We start from the raw sequence: 18,338 nt of genomic DNA, 5'->3' as shown, positions 1-18,338 counted from the left end.
CACCGGCGGCGGCGAGGGACGGCGACGACGGCCGGTTCGGAGGGCCCTCGTTCGGGGTCCTCGGAGCCGGTTCACAGGCTCGCGACGCCGCCACGGACGACGACGATCCAGACGAGGAATCGGCCGACGCTCCCGACGAAGGTGGCCGCGGCGAACTTCAGGTAGTCGTCTTCGAGGACGGAGAAGGCGTAGACGGAGAGGGTGTCCGGGAAGGCGGGGACCGACAGCGCGAGCGCGAGGCCGGCGTAGCCGTACTTCTTCGAGAGCTGGACGACCTTCGTCTGGGACCACTCGATGACGTCGAACCGCGAGCGCCGCAGCCACCGGATGACGGGGCCGGACTCTTTGGCCTCCTGACCGATGTGGAACGCGAAGACGCTCCCGCCGGCCTTCCCGATACTGGCGACGAGGACGACCACCGTCAGGTTCGCCCACAGCGGCAGCCCCAGCCGGAGCTGGTCGGCCAGCGGGAGGACGATCTCCGAGGGCAGCGGGAGGATGAACGTGATCAGGAACGAGTAGACCAGGACGATGAGCAGACCCGGGGGTCCCGTCGCGGTGCAGACGGCCTCGACGAGGGTCCCGGAGGGATCGCTACAGGTACTACCCAGCAGGAGCGCGGGGACCTCGGCGGGGAACACGACCGCCGGTAACGCGCGGGGTATCGTAAACTTTCATATTTGCACTACGTAGCTCAGTACCAGTCCAGATCCGCGACGAACGAGCGCAGCATCGAGCGGGTGACGTGGGGCATGCAGACGACGCGCATCTCGTCGGCGCCGGTCTTGGCGACCCGCCAGCCCCGCGAGCGCAGCTCCTCGGTCATCGGTACCGACAGGTCGGCGGCCACCAGCGGCAGGTCCGGTTCGACCACGTCGTGTCCGCGCGCGGCGAGCTGGTCGGCCAGCCACTCGGCGTTGTCCATCGACCGGTCGTACTGCTCGCGGTAGCCCTCCGGCCACAGCGTCTCCATCGCCGCGACGGCGCTCGCCACCCCCGCGCCGCTGCGCGTCCCGGTGAGCGTCACCTGCGACGTGGACTCCAGGTAGGGGGTCCGGATAGCGAGTTCGTCCAGCAGCGACCGGTCCCGCACCAGGAGCCCGCCGGCTGGGATGGCGGCCTGGCCCATCTTGTGCGGGTCGATCGTCAGCGTGTCCACAGCGGTGTCGTCGAAGCCCCACACGTGGTCGGTAAAGGGGAGGACGAACCCGCCCCAGGCGGCGTCGACGTGACACAGCGCGTCGACTTCGTGGGCGAGTTCGGCGAGTTCGGGGATCGGGTCGACGTAGCCGTACTCCGTCGACCCGGCGACGCCGACGACGCAGACGGTGTCGTCGTCGACGAGTTCGGCCATCGCCGCGGGGTCGGCGCGGTGGTCGGTCGTCGGTGCGGTCCGGTACTCCACGTCGAGCACGTCGGCGGCCTTGGTGAAAGAGAAGTGCGCGCTCGCGGGGGCGACGACGTTGGGGTCGTCGGTATCGCCGCGGTTGCGGGCGATGCGGACGGCCTGGATGTTGGCCTCGGTGCCGCCGCTGGCGACGTAGCCCTCGGGGTCGGGGTGGCCGGTCACCTCGCCCAGCAGGTCGACGGCGCGCTCCTCCAGGGCGGCGACGCTCTCGTAGGTGCCGGGGTCGCCGGGGTTGGTCGCGAGGAATCGTTCGGCCGCCTCCCGAGCCGCGGGGTGGGGTTCGGTACACATCGACGACAGGACGCGCTCGAAATCCTGCGGCTCGGCCAGCTGCATACCCGCTATCAGGGGAGCGACTCGTTTAGCTCCTGCGGTGTCGGAACCGGTCGTTCAGGGGTCCGAGGCGGCCACGTCGCCGAGGTACGCCGTCAGGTCGTCGACGACTGCCGGGTCGTACGTCACGACGCCGGCGTAGGTCCCCGGCGACTCCTCCTCGGCGATCATCGCGCACTTCGCGTCGTCCGCGCCGGCGCCGTCGAAGGCGACGACCCAGAAGTCGCTGAGTTCCCCCGTCTCGTCGCGCCGGATCTCGACGCCGTCGATGGCCGGCGGCTCCCAGTCCGGGTCGCCGTACACCGCGACCGCGAGCTCCGTCGTCCCCACGAGCTGCTCGTACATCGAGACCTGGCCCTCGAAGGCCGACAGCGACTGGAAGGTCACGTAGAGGACCCCGCGACCGGTCCGCCAGGCGCGGTCCTCGATCTCGCGGGCGGTCGCGACCAGTCGGCCCCTGTCGTCCATCTCGTAGGACGCCCCCGAGAGCAGCGCGACCAGGTCGCGGTACGCCGACGCCGAGTCGCCGGCGTTCCAGGGCGGGTCGTCAGACGGGTCACGGAGTTCGTCGAACGCCGCCGCGGAGACGGCGCCGAGGTACTCCTCGCCGCGTTTGACCACGAGGTAGCCCGACCTCTCGGGGATCGGTAGCGACTCGTGGACCAGCTCGGCGTCGAACCGGTCGAGGACGGCCGCCAGGTCGTCGGACGGCTCCGGACCGAAGGTCGTGACCGTCTTCGGCGGGCCGCGCGCGCGGTCGCGCAACTCGCGGAGCGGCGGGCCGTCGTCAGCCGCCATCGTCGGCTCCCGCGCCGCCGGCCGCAGCGAGCAGGCGTTCGAGGTCGACGGCCGCGTCGGTCGCGTCGGCCCGCATCGCCGCGTCGAGGACCGCCGCTTCGGCCGCCGAGAGTTCGGCGAGCGCGACCCGGCCCCCGTCCGGGTCGTACTCGAGGAGTCCCGCCGCGTCGAGCGCCGGCAGGTGGACGTGGTGGAGCCCGATCCGCACGTCGTCGTGAGCGACCGACCGGTCGGGCCCCGGCCCCGCCTCGGTCCAGCCGGTCACCAGATCCGCGAAGGTTTCGAGCGACGCCGACTCGTGTTCCCGCAGGTAGTACAGGACGACGCGTCTGTTCCGGTCGGCGAGCGCCCCGAACAGGCGAGATGCGTCTCCCCCATCATCATTTCTCATAGTTACGTTTCCGCCCCCCGCAGTGAAATATCTATTGGGGAACCCTCCCATCAGGCTCTGTAACGGCTACGTATGGTTGATCCAGAGTCTCGCACTGCCCCGAGTTGTCGGTCGGTTCCGGGGGCCCAGCGACGGTGCCGCCGGTCGACCCGACTACCGACACTTATAACGGCGGCCCTCCTAGCGGGCGCTATGTCGACCGAGCAGTCCCTGGACGGACAGGCGGTGATCGTTACCGGCGCCAGCTCCGGCATCGGCGAAGCGACGGCCCACGCGCTGGCCGAAGACGGTGCCGACGTGGCCCTGGCGGCCCGCCGCGAGGAGCGTCTCGAATCGATCGCCGCCGATCTGGAAGACGCCTACGGCGTCGAGACGCTGGTCGTCCCGACGAACGTCCGCAGCGAGGACGCCGTCGACGCGCTGGTCGAGAAGACGGTCACGGAGTTCGGCCGCCTCGACCTGCTGGTCAACAACGTCGGCGTCGTCGCCGGCGACGGCGTCGACGACCTCTCGACGGAGGACTACCGCACGATGATGGAGGTCAACGTCGACGGCTACTTCTTCGCGACGCGCGCGGCGCTGCCCCACCTGCGGGAGTCGTCCGGCACGGTGGTCTTCATCGGTAGCTTCGCCGGGCAGTACCCCCGACCGTTCAACCCCGTCTACGCCGCCTCGAAGTGGTGGGTCCGCGGGTTCGCCAAGAGCGTCTCCGCCGATGTGGGTGCCGACGACGTGGCCGTCACGACCATCAACCCCGCCGAGGTCCGCAGCGAGTTCGCCAGCGAGAGCGGCGAGTCCTTCGAGGAGCGCTTCGAGGCGGGCGAGGCCTCCGAACCGACCGAGATCGCAGACGCCGTCCGCTTCGCCGCGAAGCAGGACCCCTCGATGGTCTCCGAGATGGATCTGTATCGCCGGGACAAGCTGACGTTCTTCTAATACATCGCCGCGGTCGGACGGACCGTGAAACACATGTGGCGGAACATGTATTCGCTCGGAGCTACTACCGACGGATATGGCGACTGGTGACGCCCCGGAAGAGACGAAGGTGAACGACCGGGGGATGGTCACGGTGCCGGCATCGCTCCGTCGGCGGCTCGACATCGAAGCGGGTGACAAACTGCGGTGGGACGTCGACGAGGGGGGAGAACTCGTCGTCGAGGTCGTCAAGCAGCGACGCGGGGCGTTCGACGATTTCGAAGCCGTCCCGATGGGCGGTGACGGCCTCGAAACGCACGATGTCGCGGGTCACGAGGGCGACCACGAGTTCTCGGAGGACGCGTGAGGACCGCCGCCGTCGACACGAGCGTGCTCGTCGGGCGAGCCGACGCGGACGACCAGCACCACGACACTGCGACCGCGATCGTCGACGGTATCGACCGCGAGACGCTCCCGGTTGGGCGCGTCACGAACTACGTCGTGCTGGAGACACTGAACTGGATTCACGGGCGCCGACGACACGGGGCGGCGACGGCGCTGTACACCGCGTTGAACGAATCGGCGGGGTTCGAGATCCACCACGCGCCGCGCAAAGACTACGACCGGGCGGTCGACCTCTTCGAGACGTACGACGGGCTGGCGTTCGGTGATGCGACGATCGTCGCGTACATGCAACGGGAGGGGATCGAGTACCTCTACTCCTTCGACGACGACTTCGACGCGGTGGAGGGGGTCACCCGGCTGGCGACGCCCGACGACCCGTTCTGATCAGCGCACGTTGTCGAGCAGCAGCTTCTGCTCGACGCGCTTGACCTCGTGTTGCACGTCGCGGACGGCGTCGATGTTCGCGGAGATGGAGGTGACGCCCTCGTTGACGAGGTGGTCGACCATCTCGGGTTTCGAGGCGGCCTGGCCGCAGATGCTCGTGGCGACGCCGGCCTCGCGGCAGGTCTCGATGGTTTCGCTGATGAGCTTCAGCACCGAGGGGTGCAGTTCGTCGAAGCGGTCGGCGACCCGGCCGTTGTTGCGGTCGACGGCGAGGGTGTACTGCGTGAGGTCGTTCGTGCCGAAGGAGACGAAGTCGATGCCCGCGTCGGCCATCGCCTCGACGCCGAGCGCGGCGGCGGGCGTCTCGATCATCACGCCCCAGTCCTGCTTGTCTGGGTCGATGCCCTCCTGCTCCATGAGCCGGCGGGCCCGCAGCACGTCCTCGGCGTCGTTGACCAGCGGGAACATGATCTCGACGTTGTCGTAGCCCAGCTCGAACAGCCGGCGGAAGGCGGCGAGTTCGTGGGCGAAGAGATCGGGGCGGTCGAGGCTGCGGCGGATGCCCCGGTAGCCCAGCATCGGGTTGTGTTCGGCGGGCTCGTCGGCGCCGCCCTCGAGCTGTCGGAACTCGTCGGTGGGCGCGTCGAGCGTGCGCACGCGGACGGGCCGGGGGTAGAACGCCTCAGCGACGCCGCGCACCCCGTCGACGATCTCGGAGACGTACTCGTCGGCGCTGTGGTCGGCGATGTACCGTTCGGGCGTCTTGTTCGTCGAGAGGATCATGTGCTCCATCCGCAGGAGCCCGACGCCGTCGGCGCCGGTGGCGGCCGCGCGCTCGGCCGCGTCCGGGATGGAGACGTTGACCTTGACCTCCGTCGCGGTCATCGGCTTGACCGGCGCCTGCGGGCGGACCTCCTCGACGGGTTCGCGCTCGTCGCCGCCGGTGGCGTCGCCCTGCTCGACGGTGCCCTTGTCGCCGTCGATGGTGACGACCTGGCCGTCGTGGAGCGTCTCCGAGCCCTGCTCGGTGCCGACGATGGCGGGGACGCCGAGTTCGCGGGAGACGATGGCGGCGTGGCTGGTCATGCCGCCCTCGTCGGTGACGATGCCGGTGGCGCGTTTCATCGCCGGCACCATATCGGGGGTGGTCATCTCGGCGACGATGACGTCGCCCTCCTCGACCTTGTCGAGGTGGTCGAGCTTCCGCACGATCCGGGCCGGCCCGGAGACGCGGCCGGGGCTGGCGCCGATGCCGGAGAAGACGACGTTGCCGTCGCCGGCGCTCCCGCCACCGCCGGAGTCGGCGGCCGCGCCGCCGTCGGCGACGCCCGCCACGTCACCGACGCCGTTGGAGGCGCCTTCGACTTCCTCGGCGTCCTCGTCGATGGTGGTGATCGGTCGGGACTGCAGGACGTACAGCTCCCCGTCGGCGATGGCCCACTCCACGTCCTGGGGGTCGCCGTAGTAGGACTCGATCTCGTCGCCGAGGCCGACCAGCCGGTCCAGCTCTTCCTCGGAGAGGACCTGCTCGTCGCGCTTGTCCTCGGGGACCGGACGCTCGATGGTCTCGCCGGTCTCCTCGTCGCGGACGTGCATGACCTTCTTGGTGGCGACGGTGGCGTCGCGAAGCTGGCCCGTCTCGCGGTCGAGGACGTACTTGTCGGGGGAGACGGCGCCCGAAACCACGGCCTCGCCCAGGCCCCACGCGGACTCGATGATCGCCTGCGGGGCGCCGGTGGTTGGGTGGCTCGTGAACATGACACCGCTCTTCTCGGCGTCGACCATCAGCTGGACGACGACGGCGATGTTGACCACGTCGTGGGAGAAGCCCTGTTCCTGACGGTAGTAGATAGCGCGCTGGGTGAAAAGAGAGGCCCAGCAGTCCCGGACCTTGTCGAGCAGGTCCGAGCGAGTGACGTTGAGGAACGTCTCCTGCTGGCCGGCGAAGGACGCGTCGGGCAGGTCCTCGGCCGTCGCCGACGAGCGGACCGCCACGGAGGCCTCGCCGTCCTCGACGGAGTCGTAGGCCGCGAGGATCTCCTCGCGGATCGAGTCGGGCATCTCGGTCTCCTGAATGAGCTCCTGGGCGCGTTCCGCGGCCCGCGCCAGCGCCTGGGAGTCGTCGACGGAGACGTCGACGGCCTCGAACAGTTCCTCGTCGATGCCGGTCTCCTCGATGAACGACCGGTACGTCTCGGCCGTCACGACGAACCCGGGTGGAACGGGCAGACCCGCCGATGTCAGCTCCCCCAGGGATGCGCCTTTGCCACCGACCGAGTCGAAGTCCTCGGCCGTAACGTCGTCCAGCCAGAGTAATGCCATGACCGTACCCACAGTGTCGCCGAGGATACCCAAGAACTTTCCGGCACTGGTGCCGATAAGTATCTTGCGCTAGAGGCGGTAACGACGCCGTTCTATGGAAAATTGTTTCGCTTCCGAGTACCCGTGACGCCCTCCCACGGGCGGCGGTCGCACGCCGTCGGTCGTCCCACGGTCGGTCGCCTCACCGGCCCGGATCAGGCCTCGATGATGTCGTCGTCGTCGCTCTCCGGGACGGTGAGGTCGCCGTCGAGCGTCGTGACCGCGCGGCCGCCGACCCGCGGTGCGGTCGAGCCCTCCTCGCCCTCGCGGGTGTCGACCAGCACCCGGCCCGGGCGGTCGAGGAAGTGGCCCTGTTCGAAGACCAGCGGGTCCTCGGCGTCGAGGGCGGCCTGGTAGCGCAGATAGGCGCCCACCGCGCCGCTCGCCGTGCCGGTGACGGGGTCCTCGGGGATGCCGGCCAGCGGCGCGAACGACCGTCCGTGCAGGGTCGCCTCGCCCTCCAGCGTGTCGAAGGTGAACGCGTACAGCCCTTCGGTGTCCGTCTCCTCGCAGAGCGCCTCGATAGCGGCCAGGTCGGGGTCGACCGCCGAGAGCTGCTCGAAGTACCCCACCGGAACGACGAGGAACGGGAGGCCGGTCGAGGCGCGGGCGATGGGCAGGTCCTCGCCGACCTCCGACAGCGCCGCGGTGTCGAGACCCAGGGCGTCGGCCGCCGTTTCGATCTCCACGTCGACCTCACGGATCTCCGGCGGCGACTGCGTGAGCCAGACGGTGCCGTCGGCTTCGACCTCCACGTCGAGGACTCCGACCTCGGTCTCGACGGCGTAGGTGCCGTCGGCGAGCTCGTCGCGGTCGAACAGCGACGCGAACGCCGCGACGGTGGCGTGGCCGCAGAGGTCGACCTCCCGTTCGGGCGTGAAGTAGCGCAGCCGGTGGTCGGCCTCGTCGCTCGGACGGACGAACGCCGTCTCGCTCGCGCCGAGTTCCGACGCGATGGCTGCCATCTGGTCGTCGGCCAAGTCGGCCGCCTCGGGGACGACCCCCGCCGGGTTGCCGGCCATCGGTTCCGTCGTGAACGCGTCGACGAGCTGGACGCGACGGGTCTCGGTCATGTGCTCACCCTGTCGGTCACGTCCGCAATAAAGAGCCGGGTGTGCGTGGTGGGGACGTTCGTATGGCGGACGCCGACGGCGCGGCGACCGCAACTGCACCGCACCGCGCTCTCGGTACTGCCGACAACAGCGTGAAAGCCCCCGGAGGCTCAGAGACCAGGTCTATCAGATCGGGTCGAGTTCGCCCGAGTCGTCGGTGATGAGGTCGTCGATCTCGTCCTCGCGGGTGTCGGCCTGGTTCTGGATGTTGGACTTCGCGTCGACCGCCTGGTCCTGGAGGGCGTCGATGCGGTCGACGCGGGTGACGTTCGAGAGCAGCACCGCGACCGACAGCCTGTCGGCCCTCTCGCGGGGGTCGTCGCCCGCCAGGATCTCGACGCTGTCGGTCTCGCGTTCGAGCCACTCGCGGGCGCGGCGCATGCCCTTCTGGGAGAACTCCGAGGGCGGGCCGGAGACGACGATCAGCGACCGTTCGGCGGAGTCGATCTCCGCTGGGATCGTCAGTCGGGACTTGACGGCCTTGCGGACGAGGCCGTGGACCTTCATGGTGAGGTCGCTCTCGTCGCGGTCCTCGTCGTGACCGTTGGTGAACCGGCTGATGAGGCCCTTCCCTTCCCGGGTGCCCGATTCGAGGCTGGAGGAGGCGAAGGCGATGGAGCTGACGCCGCCGGTGGCCAGGGTGCGTTTCACGTCCGAGGAGTCCATGGCGGCCTCGGAGATCTGCGAGCCGTCGAGTTCGCCGGCGGCCAGCAGGGTGACGACGCGGCGGGCGATTTCCTCGTTGGTGCGGTCGTAGCCCATCTCGACGGAGTCGCCGTGCTGGCGCCAGGTGTCGTTGTCGAACAGGACGAGGTTCTCGGTGGCCTCGGTGAACGAGGTCAGCGAGCGCGCGGCGTTGAACGCGGGGCGGCCGCCCTCGTCGGCGCTGGGGAGGACACCCAGGCCGTAGACGGGTTCGGCGTAGCGGTCGCTCAAGGTCTCGGCGAGGACGGGCGCACCGCCGGACCCGGTGCCGCCGCCGAGGCCGGCGACGACGAGGAAGCCGTCGATGTCGTGGATCGGGACGCCGTCCATGGCGCGTTCGATCTCGTGGTGGTCCTGGCGCGCGATGGTCGCGCCGACCTCGGGGTCGGCGCCGGCGCCGCGGCCCTTGACGCGCTGGTCGGTCTGGCCGATGAGGATGCGGTTGTCCCGCGGGACGTAGTCGAGCTTGGCGAGGTCGATCTCCGCGGAGTTGACCGCGAGCGCGAACCGACACAGCGAGCGGCCCGTGTTCGACTCGAACGCGAGCAGTTTGTCCACGACCTTCCCCCCGGCGTTACCGAAGCCGATCACGGCGAGATTCATGTACGCTCGTCCGGCGTGGGTTTCGTTAACTATGAGCCACCTTCTCGCCCCGACGAGACCGCAACGTCGGCTTACTCGCGCTCGTGAACCACCCGACTCCGGGCGGACTCGCAAAGTATACGCAGGGAACCTGTGACCGTTCGGTAACCGCCGGACGACCGCCACACGATCAGTCGGCGACGGCTTCCTCGGAGCCGGTGGCGGCCCCCGGGTCCTGCACCCACAGATCGCCGAACATCTCGTCCTGCGTGAGTCGGACGTGGCCGCGGTGGGCCAGGAAGAGCAGACCGAGGAACGTGAGCACGCGCGAGCCGCCGGTGTCGGATATCTCGCGGTAGAGCACTTCCTCGCGGCCCTTGTCGTACTGTTCGCGTAGCGCGTCGTGGACGTCGTCGATGATCTCGTCGACGTGTTCCTCGTGGGCGGTGTCGGTCACGTCGGCGGCGCTGGGCTCCTCGTCCATCCGGAAGTCGTCGCCGCTGCGGTAGTCCAACTCCTGGGTCCCCCGGTCGAAGCCGCCCGGCGAGTCGCTGGTGTCGTACTCCCGCGATTCCTTCCACCAGTTGTCCCGCTCGGCCTCCCGCAGGTCCCGGACGAGTTCGTCCAGCGTCTGGGGCATCCCGCGGGCGCGGCGCCGTTCGAGCCGGCGGTCCATCTCCGACTCCAGCGCGGCGAAGGGATCGGGCCCCTCGAAGCCGTCGTCGGCCATCTCGCCGCCCTGTTCCCAGGGCTCTTCCCACGGTTCCTCCTCCTCCTCGCTCCCGTCGTCGAGCATCGCGTCGCTCTTCATCCGCAGGAGGACGCTCGCGTAGAACAGCGCCCGGCCCGACGTGCGCAGGTCGCCCTCGTCGAGGCGGTCGAGGAACTTGTCCGTCACCGCGACAATGTCGATGTCCCACGGGTCGATCTCGCCGTCCTCCGCGAGGTTGACGAGCACTTCGACCGGCTCGACGTTCTCGTCCTCGTCGTCCCCCGCGGTCGAGGCGGCCGCGTCGGCCTCGGGGTCGACCGTCGGATCCGGCTGGCCGTCCACCGAGGGGTCGCCGGTGACGAGTCCACCCGTCTCGGCGCCCGTTTGGGCTTCGTCGTCGGCGCTCGGCGCCTCGCGCTCCTCGTGGCCGGCGATGTTCAGCGGGATGTCGTCCTCGCTGTCTCGCGGGTCGCTCTGCTCGCGGGTCGCTTCGCTCCCCGCTCGCGTGTCCGAGGTCTCCGTCGACGCCTCCGCTTCTCCCGGGTCGCTTCGCTCCCCGGTCGAACCGTCCGAGTCGCTCCGCGACTCGCGCGTCTCGGAGCCCTCGCTAGTCATCCGCTGGCACCCCCTCGGAACTGAGGTCGATGCCCGTCACGGCGGAGATGTTGTCGCCCTGCATCGTCACGCCGATGGCGCGCTCGGAGCGTTCGAGCATGGCCGAGCGGTGGGAAACCACGACGAACTGCGCCTTCCCGGCGAGTTCGTCGACCATCTCGCCGACGAGGTCGGCGTTTTTCGCGTCGAGGAAGGCGTCGACCTCGTCGAGCGCGTAGAACGGCGCGGGGTTGTGGCGCTGGATGGCGAAGATAAACGCCAGGGCGGTCAGGGACTTCTCCCCGCCGGACATGGCGTTGAGCCGCTGGATCGGCTTGTCGGCCGGCTGGGCCTTCATCGTCAGGCCGCCCTCGAAGGGGTCGTCCTCGTTCTCCAGGTGGAGGTGGCCGCTACCGTTGGAGAGGCGCTCGAAGATGTCGCGGAACTGCTCGTCGATGGCGTCGTAGGACTCCATGAACGTCTCCCTCTTGTTCTGCTCGTAGCGGTCGATCCGGTCGCGGATGCCCTCGGCCTCCTCGACGAGCGTCCCCTTCTTGTCCCGCAGGTCGTCGAGTTCGTCCTCGACGCGGTCGTACTCCTCGATCGCGAGCATGTTCACCGGTTCGAGCGCCTCCATCTCGCCTTCGAGGCGGGCGATCTCCGACTCGACCTCGTCGTGGTCGGGGATCTCCTCGGGGTCGTAGTCGCCCACCGCCGCTTCGAGTTCGTCGACCTCCCACTCCAGACGCTCGGCCTCGTCGCGCCGTTCGTCGAGGTCGCTCTCGACCGCACCGACCGCCTCCTTCTTCTCGTCGCGCTCGGCGCGGGCCGCCTTGAGGTCCTCCTTGAGGTCCTCGCGCTCGTCCTTGAGGTCGGCCAGCTCCGATTCGAGTTCGGCGACCGCCGCTTCCTTCTCCTCGAGAGTCTCCTCCTTCTCGGCGATCTCGCTCTCGAAGCCCTCGATGTGCTCCTGGTGTGTCGCCTTGCGGTTCTGCGCGCTCTCGATTTTCTCCTGGAGGTCGTCGATGGCGTCCTCGGCGTACTCCTTCTCCAGCTGCAGCTCGTTGAGTTCGCCGTCCAGATCGTCGATCTGGGCCACCAGGTCGTCGATCTCGTCGTTTATGTCGTCTGCCCGACTCGTCAGGTCCGGCAGCTCGGAGTCCTCGACCTCCGCCTCGAGCTCGTCGATCTCGGCCTCGAGCTCGTCGATCTCGGCGGTCTTGGCCTCGATGTCGGCCTCGATGGCGTCCATGTCCTCGGAGACCTCGTCGCGTTCGCCCTCGATCTCCTCGAGGCGGTCTTCGAGGTCGGCGATCTTCTCGCGAGTCTCCTCGCGCTCGGTCTCGCGCCGTTCGATGTCGGTCTCGATATCGCGAACCTGCTCGGCGGCCTCGCTCTCCTTGTCGCGGGCGTCGTCGAGTCGGTCCTCCACGTCCCGCAGGTCCTCGCGGACGGACTGGCGTTCGTCTTCGAGGTCGTTGATGTTCGCGGCGATCCGTTCGAGCTGGCCCTGGCCGCCCGAGAAGGAGTAGCGGGTGCCCTTCGAGGAACCGCCGGTCATGGCGCCCGACTTCTCGACGAGGTCGCCCTCCAGGGTGACCATCCGGAAGTCGCCCATCAGGTCCCGTGCGGTCTCCATGTCGTCGACGACGAGGGTGTCGCCCAGCACGTAGGAGAACACGCCCGCGTAGTCGCGGTCGAAGTCGACGAGGTTGGCCGCGAAGTCGACGACGCCGTCGTGGCTCGGCAGGCTCGGGAGCGAGCGGTTCTGCATCTGCGTGATCGGCAGGAACGTCGCCCGGCCCGCACCTCTCGACTTGAGGTAGTCGATACACCGCTGGCCGACCCCGTCGTCGTCGACGACGACGTGGGCCAGGCGGCCGCCGGCGGCGGTCTCGCAGGCCACAGCGTACTCCGGGTCGACGCCGCCGAGCTGGCCGACCGTCCCGTGGACGCCATCGATGCCACCGTTGAGGATCGTCGTCACCGCGCGCCCGTACGAGGAGTCGCCGTCCTGGCCGGCCTTCGCTTCGAGTTCGGCGTACTCCTGCTGTTTGGCCGTGAGTTCGTCCTCGATATCGTCGAGGTCGTCCTGCAACTCGCGGCGCTCGTCTTTGAGGTCCGAGACCACCTCGGCGATGGTCGACTGGTTCTTCTTCGCCTTGTCCAGTTCGCTCTCGAGGTCGTCGATCTCCGCTTCGATCTCGGGGATCCGCTCCTCTAGCTCTTCGATCTCGGACTCGGTCTCCCGTTGCTCGTTCGACCGCCGGCGGGCCTCGTCGAGCAGGCGGTCCTGCTCGCGCTGGAGGTCGTTCTTCTCGGATTTCAGCGCCTCCAGCCGCTCGCGTTTGTCCTCCAGTTCGTCTTTGACCTCCTCGAACTCCTCGCCGACCTCGTCGATCCGGGCCTGCACGTCCTCGAGTTCGGACTCCTTCTCCTGTACGTCGGCCTTCAGCGATGATTTCGAGACTTTGCTCTCGCGGATGTCCGATTCGAGGTCGTCGATGGTCTCCTGTTTGCGGTCGATCTCGACGAACGCCTGGCGGCGCTCGTTCTCGGCGTCCTCGATGGTCTCCTCGGCCGACTCGATCTTGTCCTCCAGCCGGGAGATGTCGCCTTTGACCTCCTCCATCTCCCGTTTGATGGCGAGCTGCTCGTCCTCGCCCTTGCGCTCGATCTCGGCGTTGAGTTCGTCGAGCTCCTCGTCCAGCCGCACGACGCGGCCCTGACGCTCGTCGAGTTCGAGCTGGAGGTCCTCGAGTTCCGCTTGCAGGTCCTCGACGGCGTCGGTCGCCGCGGCGAGCTCCTCGCGCTTGTCCTCCAGCTCGGCGGCCTTGCGGTAGCTCTCGTACTCGCCTTTCTCGTCGCGCAGGTCCTGGTACTCCAGAGCGGTCTCGCGTTCCTCGGAGAGCTGGTCGAGGCGGGTCTCCTTCTCCTCGATGCGGAGCTCGGCCTCCTCGATGCGTTCCTCGACGACTTCGAGTTCCTCGAAGGCCGATTCTTTCTTCTGGTCGAACTCGGCGACGCCGGCGATCTCGTCGATGATCTCCCGGCGGGCGCCGGGGGTCATGTTGATGATCTCGGTCACGTCGCCCTGCATGACGACGTTGTAGCCCTCGGGGGTGACGCCGGCCTGCGCGAGGAGATCGCGGATGTCCGAGAGGTTGACCGAGCGGCCGTTGATGTAGTAGTACGAGTAGTAGTTGTCGTCGGTCTCCTTGACGCGGCGGCGGATCGAGATCTCGTCCACGTCGCCGACGTTCTCGGTGCCGGCGGCGGTGACGACCTGCGACCGCGAGAGCGTGCCGTCTTCGTTGTCGAGGATGACCTCGACGCTTGCCTCACGTTCGCCGCCGGTGTCGGCGTCGTCGTCGGCGTGGCCGGGGTTGTAGATCAGGTCGGTGAGCTTCTCGGCGCGGATGCCGGATGTCCGCGCCAGCCCCAGCGCGAAGAGGACGGCGTCGATTATGTTGGACTTACCGGAGCCGTTGGGGCCGCTGACAGTAGTGAAATCCTCGTAGAAGGGGATGCGAGTCTTCCGGCCGAAACTCTTGAAGTTGTCAAGGACGAGCTCTTTGATGTGCATGGTGCTCGCGGTGGAGCGCCGGTCTAGGCGATGATGATGTCGCCGGGACCGCTCTCCGTGCTATCGTCTTCCTCGGTAGCCTCGGTTTTAGTCCTATCGGCCTCGACTTCGTCTGGAGATTCCGACGATTCGACGGCCTCGTCGGGGGTGAACCCGATGTCCTCGTCGACCGCGTTCTCCAGCTCGCGGAGGCGGACCTTGCACTCGACGAGTTCGTCCGTCAGCCCCTCGACGGACGCCTCGAGTTCCTTGACGCGTGATTCGAGCTCCTCGACTCGGTTACCGCACATATCACTACGAGTGGCTTCCCCCGTCATAAACCTACGTCAGACATTCGCACCGAGCGTGATAGGTCTCGCCTACCCGCGCCCCCGCGGTCGGCGACCGGACGGGCCACGGCCGAACGGACGCTGGTCGTTAGCCTTTAGCCCCGCGGTACCGAACCGCGGGTAATGACCGCACAAGCCGTCGAGTCGGAGGATCTGGCGACCGTCATCGGGCTGGAGGTCCACGTCCAGCTGGAGACGGACACCAAGATATTCTGCGGCTGTTCGACCGACGTGGGCGACGACGAGCCCAACACCCACACCTGCCCGGTGTGTCTGGGCCTGCCCGGTGCGCTCCCGGTCGTCAACGAGGGCGCCGTCGAGGCCGCCGTCAAGGTCGGCAAGGCCATCGACGCCGACATCCCCGAGGCGACGACCTTCCACCGGAAGAACTACTACTACCCCGACCTCCCGAAGAACTTCCAGATCACCCAGTACGACGCGCCGATCTGCCAGGACGGCGAACTCGAGTTCTCCGTCGAGGGCGAACGGCGCTCCGTGTCCGTTCGTCGCGCCCACCTGGAGGAGGACCCGGGGAGCCTCCAGCACAAGGGCGGCTCGATCGATACGGCGGACTACACGCTCGTCGATTACAACCGCGCGGGCACGCCCCTGATGGAGATCGTCACCCGACCGGACTTCCGGTCGCCCGGCGAGGTGCGTTCTTTTCTGGCCAAGCTGACGGAGGTCCTCGAATACCTCGGCATCTTCGACGCCACCCGCGACGGGTCTCTCAGGGTCGACGCCAACCTCTCCATCGTCGACATGAGCGACGTGGACGCCGACGAGATAGACGCGTCGGTCCTCGACGAGGCCGACCCGAACCGCACGGAGGTCAAGAACATCTCCAGCCACAAGGGCGCGGAGAAGGCCCTGGCCTACGAGGAGACGCGCCAGAAAAACGCCATCCAGCGCGGCCGCGTCGTCGAGCAGGAGACCCGCCACTGGGACGAGTCCAAGGGCGTCACCCTCTCGATGCGCTCGAAGGAGGAGGAGAAGGATTATCGGTACTTCCGCGAGGCGGACCTCCCGCCGCTGAAAGTGAGCGACTGGAAGGAACGGCTGGAGATCCCCGAGCTGCCGGACGCCCGCCGCGAGCGCTTCAAGTCGGAGTACGGGCTCGGCGAGGAGGCCGCCGACAAGCTGACGAGCACGAAGGAGGTCGCCGACTTCTTCGAGGACGTGGCCGAGCGGTTCGACCCGGACCTGGCCGCGACGTGGGTCGCCGACGAGCTGCTGGGCGAGCTGAACTACCGCGACATGGCGATCACCGACGTGTCCGACCGGTTCGACGAGATCGAGCGCCTCGTCGAACTCGTCGCCACCGACGAGATCACGACGAAAAACGCCCGCGAGACCGTCCTCCGCGACATGCTCGACGACGGCGACGCGCCCGGCGAGATCGTCGAGCGCGAGGACCTGGGCAAGACCAGCGGCGACGAGGTCCAGGGGGCCGTCGAGGAAGCCATCGACGAGAACCCCGACGCCGTCGCCGACTACCGCGACGGCGACGACGGCGCCATCAACTTCCTCGTCGGGCAGGTCATGGGCAAGACCGGCGGGAGCGCCGACCCCGGCGACGTGAACCAGTTGCTCCGCGAGGAACTGGACGGGTAGGCGTGAGCTCGATTTACGGAAACAGACCGGTTAGTTAGCTTTCGCAAATCTTATTCTGGATTCCTCACACCGTTTTCGTTATTTCGAGAATCGTCATCGCCAAAACAAGCACCCAGTACCGCTGTTTAATCTCACCTACAGTCGTTTCCAATCTATTTCTCTCCAGATAGCTATCGACTAAATAGAAAGCAGTATTCAACGAAAAGGCAACACACTGCACGTATCCCCAGTTTTCTATTTGTTCCTCTGATGGTTCAGTCTCATCCCTATCGAAGGAGAAGTGGACATCAAAATATTTCTCCGTGAGATGTTCTGTGATAGTCTCGGGATTTTCTTGGATCTCTGACGGAGGAACTCCTAGCTGATCGGATAACCATTCGAAGTCGGCGTGAACGTATCGGTTTCTATATTCTCTGACCTCATAGATAAATTGCCGAGCGTTCTCATTTACCCACAGCTCGTTCTCGGGTGGCGATGATGGATCGAAGCTTTCTGGCTCTAACCCCTGAACGAATGAATCGATATCCGCGTGTGCTAGCGACGGCCCCATCTTGGATACGTCGGAGTTGTCACTTTTGGCCTATTACTGTATCCCTTGTTGGCACTCGCTTTAGTGATTCTCCAATCTGGATACCATCCGTGGATCCCCACTTATTGCGAACAGCGGGGTGAGCGCGTTGACTTTAATTCTCTCCGAACTCCTGACTTGGACCTAACGCGACCAGACGCTGTCATCGCACTTTCGACGCGCGTATCAGAACGTCCTTTGTCGTCCGGTTCGGAGGTTCGACAATGACTCTCGGCCACGCGGTCGCCGCGGCCGCCGTCGGAGCCGCGGCGAACCTCGACGCCGTCGTCGCCCACGCGGGGACGACCCACGCCGGAACGCCCCACTGGCTGCTCGGCGCGCTCACCGTGCTCGGAATCGTCGGTGGGATCGTCGGGTTTCGAGTCCTTCGCGAGGGGGGGCGGAGCGACCGGGTCGGCGCCGCGCTCCTCTCGCTGGGTGCGGTGGCGGTCATCGCGGGGACTATCGGGCTCGTCGAGATCCAGATCGCGCCGGAAGCGACCCCCGACTGGACGGAGTGGTTCCCGGTGATAAACGCCGTCTCGGCCATCGTCGTCGCGCTGGGGAGCCTCGTCGTCGTCCGCTGGAAGTGGCCCGAGCGCCCCCGCTACGTCGGGCTCGGCCTCCTGCTGGCGGCGTGGATCGCCTACCCGACGCTGCTGCCCCAGGAAGGGCTGACGAACCCGCTCGGGTACTGCCTCGCCGCGGCGGTGCCGGCGGCCGTGCTCTACGTCTTCTACCGCGACGCCGACACGGCGTTCCCGCGCGTGTTGACCGCGCGGATCCCCGCGCTCACCGCGGTCGTCACCTTCGCGCTGTTCGGCGTCTTCTACCTGTTCTCTGCGGGGACGCTCTCGATGAACCCCGACCTGACCGCCGACATCGCGGGCCAGGGGTTCGTCACGCCGTATCAGGTCGCCTCGCCGCTGGTCTACTGGCCGGCCCTGGAGTTTTACGTCCCCGCGATCCCGCTGTCGGGGTACGTCTCGCTGGGGTCGCTGCTGCTGGTGGGGATCCTCGGGGGGCTGGTGGCGAGCAACGCCGCGCTGGCGGCGCGCCAGCTCACGACCGGCGGGAGCGTCGACTCGCCGCGGGCGGTCGTCGGGACGGTCACGACCGCCGGGGCGACCGCCTGCGGCTGCTGCGCCCCGGCCGTCTACGGTGCCGCGGGCGCGCTGTTCGGTGCGGCCGCGACGCCGGTCTACTGGGCCTTCATGGACCCCTCCTCGCCCGTCGGCGGGCTCTTCTTCGCCGCGAGCGTCCTGATCCTGACCGGGAGCGCGGTCCGGGCGAGCCACGACCCCGCCTGCGCGATCCCCCGGGAATCGGAGTCCAGCGGCGCGGCCGAACGGGCGGCGTAGGCCCGCGAGCGGAGCGCCCCCGAGCAAGTCCTCCGCACGTGCCCACGCGCGACGCACCCGCTCGCACGCACCTGCAGGCGCTCTCGCTCGCGGGCGCTCGATCGCACGTACACGCCCGCTGTCGGCGGATTTCGCCCGAAACCTTTAGGACGAGGACTTCCCTATCGACTCCCATGACCG

16 protein-coding genes are annotated in these 18,338 nt (G+C 67.8%); 5 read left to right on the top strand and 11 right to left on the bottom strand.

The annotated features are described in order from the left end of the window. Window positions 1-71: 71 nt before the first annotated feature. Genes HZS55_RS08860 through HZS55_RS08845 form a run of 4 tightly spaced genes read right to left on the bottom strand, consistent with a single transcriptional unit; the run spans window position 72 to window position 2,930 of the window. Window positions 72-641 (bottom strand): YqaA family protein, encoded by a 570-nt coding sequence (locus HZS55_RS08860; protein WP_179911325.1) that lies wholly within the window; start codon window positions 639-641, stop codon window positions 72-74. A 53-nt stretch (window positions 642-694) separates the two neighbouring features. After that, window positions 695-1,744 carry a tyrosine decarboxylase MfnA gene (gene mfnA, locus HZS55_RS08855; RefSeq protein WP_179911324.1) on the bottom strand — a complete coding sequence of 350 codons (1,050 nt, stop codon included), beginning with the start codon at window positions 1,742-1,744 and terminating at the stop codon, window positions 695-697. A gap of 54 nt (window positions 1,745-1,798) precedes the next feature. After that, complete coding sequence (locus tag HZS55_RS08850; protein ID WP_179911323.1) at window positions 1,799-2,539, bottom strand: DICT sensory domain-containing protein; 741 nt, start codon at window positions 2,537-2,539, stop codon at window positions 1,799-1,801. After that, window positions 2,529-2,930, bottom strand: coding sequence for a DUF7344 domain-containing protein (locus tag HZS55_RS08845; RefSeq protein WP_179911322.1), 402 nt, complete (start codon window positions 2,928-2,930; stop codon window positions 2,529-2,531). The genes HZS55_RS08850 and HZS55_RS08845 overlap by 11 nt, the downstream gene beginning before the upstream one ends. A 192-nt stretch (window positions 2,931-3,122) precedes the next feature. Here HZS55_RS08845 and HZS55_RS08840 point away from each other — a divergent pair, with 192 nt between their 5' ends. The 3 genes from HZS55_RS08840 (at window position 3,123) to HZS55_RS08830 (ending at window position 4,634) form a co-directional block, all read left to right on the top strand. Continuing rightward, complete coding sequence (locus tag HZS55_RS08840; RefSeq protein ID WP_179911321.1) at window positions 3,123-3,866, top strand: SDR family oxidoreductase; 744 nt, start codon at window positions 3,123-3,125, stop codon at window positions 3,864-3,866. A gap of 76 nt (window positions 3,867-3,942) precedes the next feature. Beyond that, window positions 3,943-4,212, top strand: coding sequence for an AbrB/MazE/SpoVT family DNA-binding domain-containing protein (locus tag HZS55_RS08835; protein WP_179911320.1), 270 nt, complete (start codon window positions 3,943-3,945; stop codon window positions 4,210-4,212). After that, window positions 4,209-4,634: a type II toxin-antitoxin system VapC family toxin gene (locus HZS55_RS08830; RefSeq protein WP_179911319.1), complete on the top strand. Its 426-nt coding sequence runs from the start codon at window positions 4,209-4,211 to the stop codon at window positions 4,632-4,634. The genes HZS55_RS08835 and HZS55_RS08830 overlap by 4 nt, the downstream gene beginning before the upstream one ends. Here HZS55_RS08830 and ppsA read toward each other — a convergent pair whose 3' ends face one another. The 6 genes from ppsA to HZS55_RS08800 form a co-directional block, all read right to left on the bottom strand. Then, window positions 4,635-6,956, bottom strand: a complete 2,322-nt coding sequence (ppsA, locus tag HZS55_RS08825; RefSeq protein ID WP_179911318.1) for a phosphoenolpyruvate synthase — start codon at window positions 6,954-6,956, stop codon at window positions 4,635-4,637. A gap of 194 nt (window positions 6,957-7,150) precedes the next feature. After that, window positions 7,151-8,068, bottom strand: coding sequence for a PhzF family phenazine biosynthesis protein (locus HZS55_RS08820; RefSeq protein ID WP_179911317.1), 918 nt, complete (start codon window positions 8,066-8,068; stop codon window positions 7,151-7,153). A gap of 165 nt (window positions 8,069-8,233) precedes the next feature. Continuing rightward, entirely contained in the window at window positions 8,234-9,415 is a 1,182-nt protein-coding gene (locus tag HZS55_RS08815; RefSeq protein ID WP_179911316.1) for a tubulin/FtsZ family protein, read from the bottom strand. 169 nt (window positions 9,416-9,584) lie between these two features. Further along, window positions 9,585-10,721, bottom strand: coding sequence for a segregation and condensation protein A (locus HZS55_RS08810; protein ID WP_179911315.1), 1,137 nt, complete (start codon window positions 10,719-10,721; stop codon window positions 9,585-9,587). Then, window positions 10,714-14,286, bottom strand: a complete 3,573-nt coding sequence (smc, locus tag HZS55_RS08805; protein WP_179911314.1) for a chromosome segregation protein SMC — start codon at window positions 14,284-14,286, stop codon at window positions 10,714-10,716. Before smc ends, HZS55_RS08810 begins: the two co-directional genes overlap by 8 nt. A gap of 23 nt (window positions 14,287-14,309) precedes the next feature. After that, window positions 14,310-14,576 (bottom strand): DUF7518 family protein, encoded by a 267-nt coding sequence (locus tag HZS55_RS08800; RefSeq protein WP_179911313.1) that lies wholly within the window; start codon window positions 14,574-14,576, stop codon window positions 14,310-14,312. A 162-nt stretch (window positions 14,577-14,738) separates the two neighbouring features. Between HZS55_RS08800 and gatB the strand changes: the two genes are divergently transcribed. Next, on the top strand, window positions 14,739-16,229 hold the full coding sequence (gatB, locus tag HZS55_RS08795; protein ID WP_179911312.1) for an Asp-tRNA(Asn)/Glu-tRNA(Gln) amidotransferase subunit GatB: 1,491 nt from the start codon (window positions 14,739-14,741) through the stop codon (window positions 16,227-16,229). A gap of 64 nt (window positions 16,230-16,293) precedes the next feature. Here gatB and HZS55_RS08790 read toward each other — a convergent pair whose 3' ends face one another. Beyond that, window positions 16,294-16,779 (bottom strand): hypothetical protein, encoded by a 486-nt coding sequence (locus HZS55_RS08790; protein WP_179911311.1) that lies wholly within the window; start codon window positions 16,777-16,779, stop codon window positions 16,294-16,296. Between the two features lie 242 nt (window positions 16,780-17,021). On the opposite strand from HZS55_RS08790, the gene HZS55_RS08785 reads away from it, so the two are divergent. Beyond that, a complete protein-coding gene (locus HZS55_RS08785) occupies window positions 17,022-18,158 on the top strand; it encodes a hypothetical protein (protein ID WP_179911310.1) in 1,137 nt (378 codons plus the stop codon). The last annotated feature ends 180 nt before the right edge of the window (window positions 18,159-18,338 follow it).

This window comes from Halosimplex rubrum (genome assembly GCF_013415885.1).
GTDB classification, from domain to species: Archaea; Halobacteriota; Halobacteria; order Halobacteriales; family Haloarculaceae; genus Halosimplex; species Halosimplex rubrum.
The sequence above is the reverse complement of the archived record's forward strand: the minus strand, read 5'-3'. Positions and strand labels throughout refer to the sequence as shown.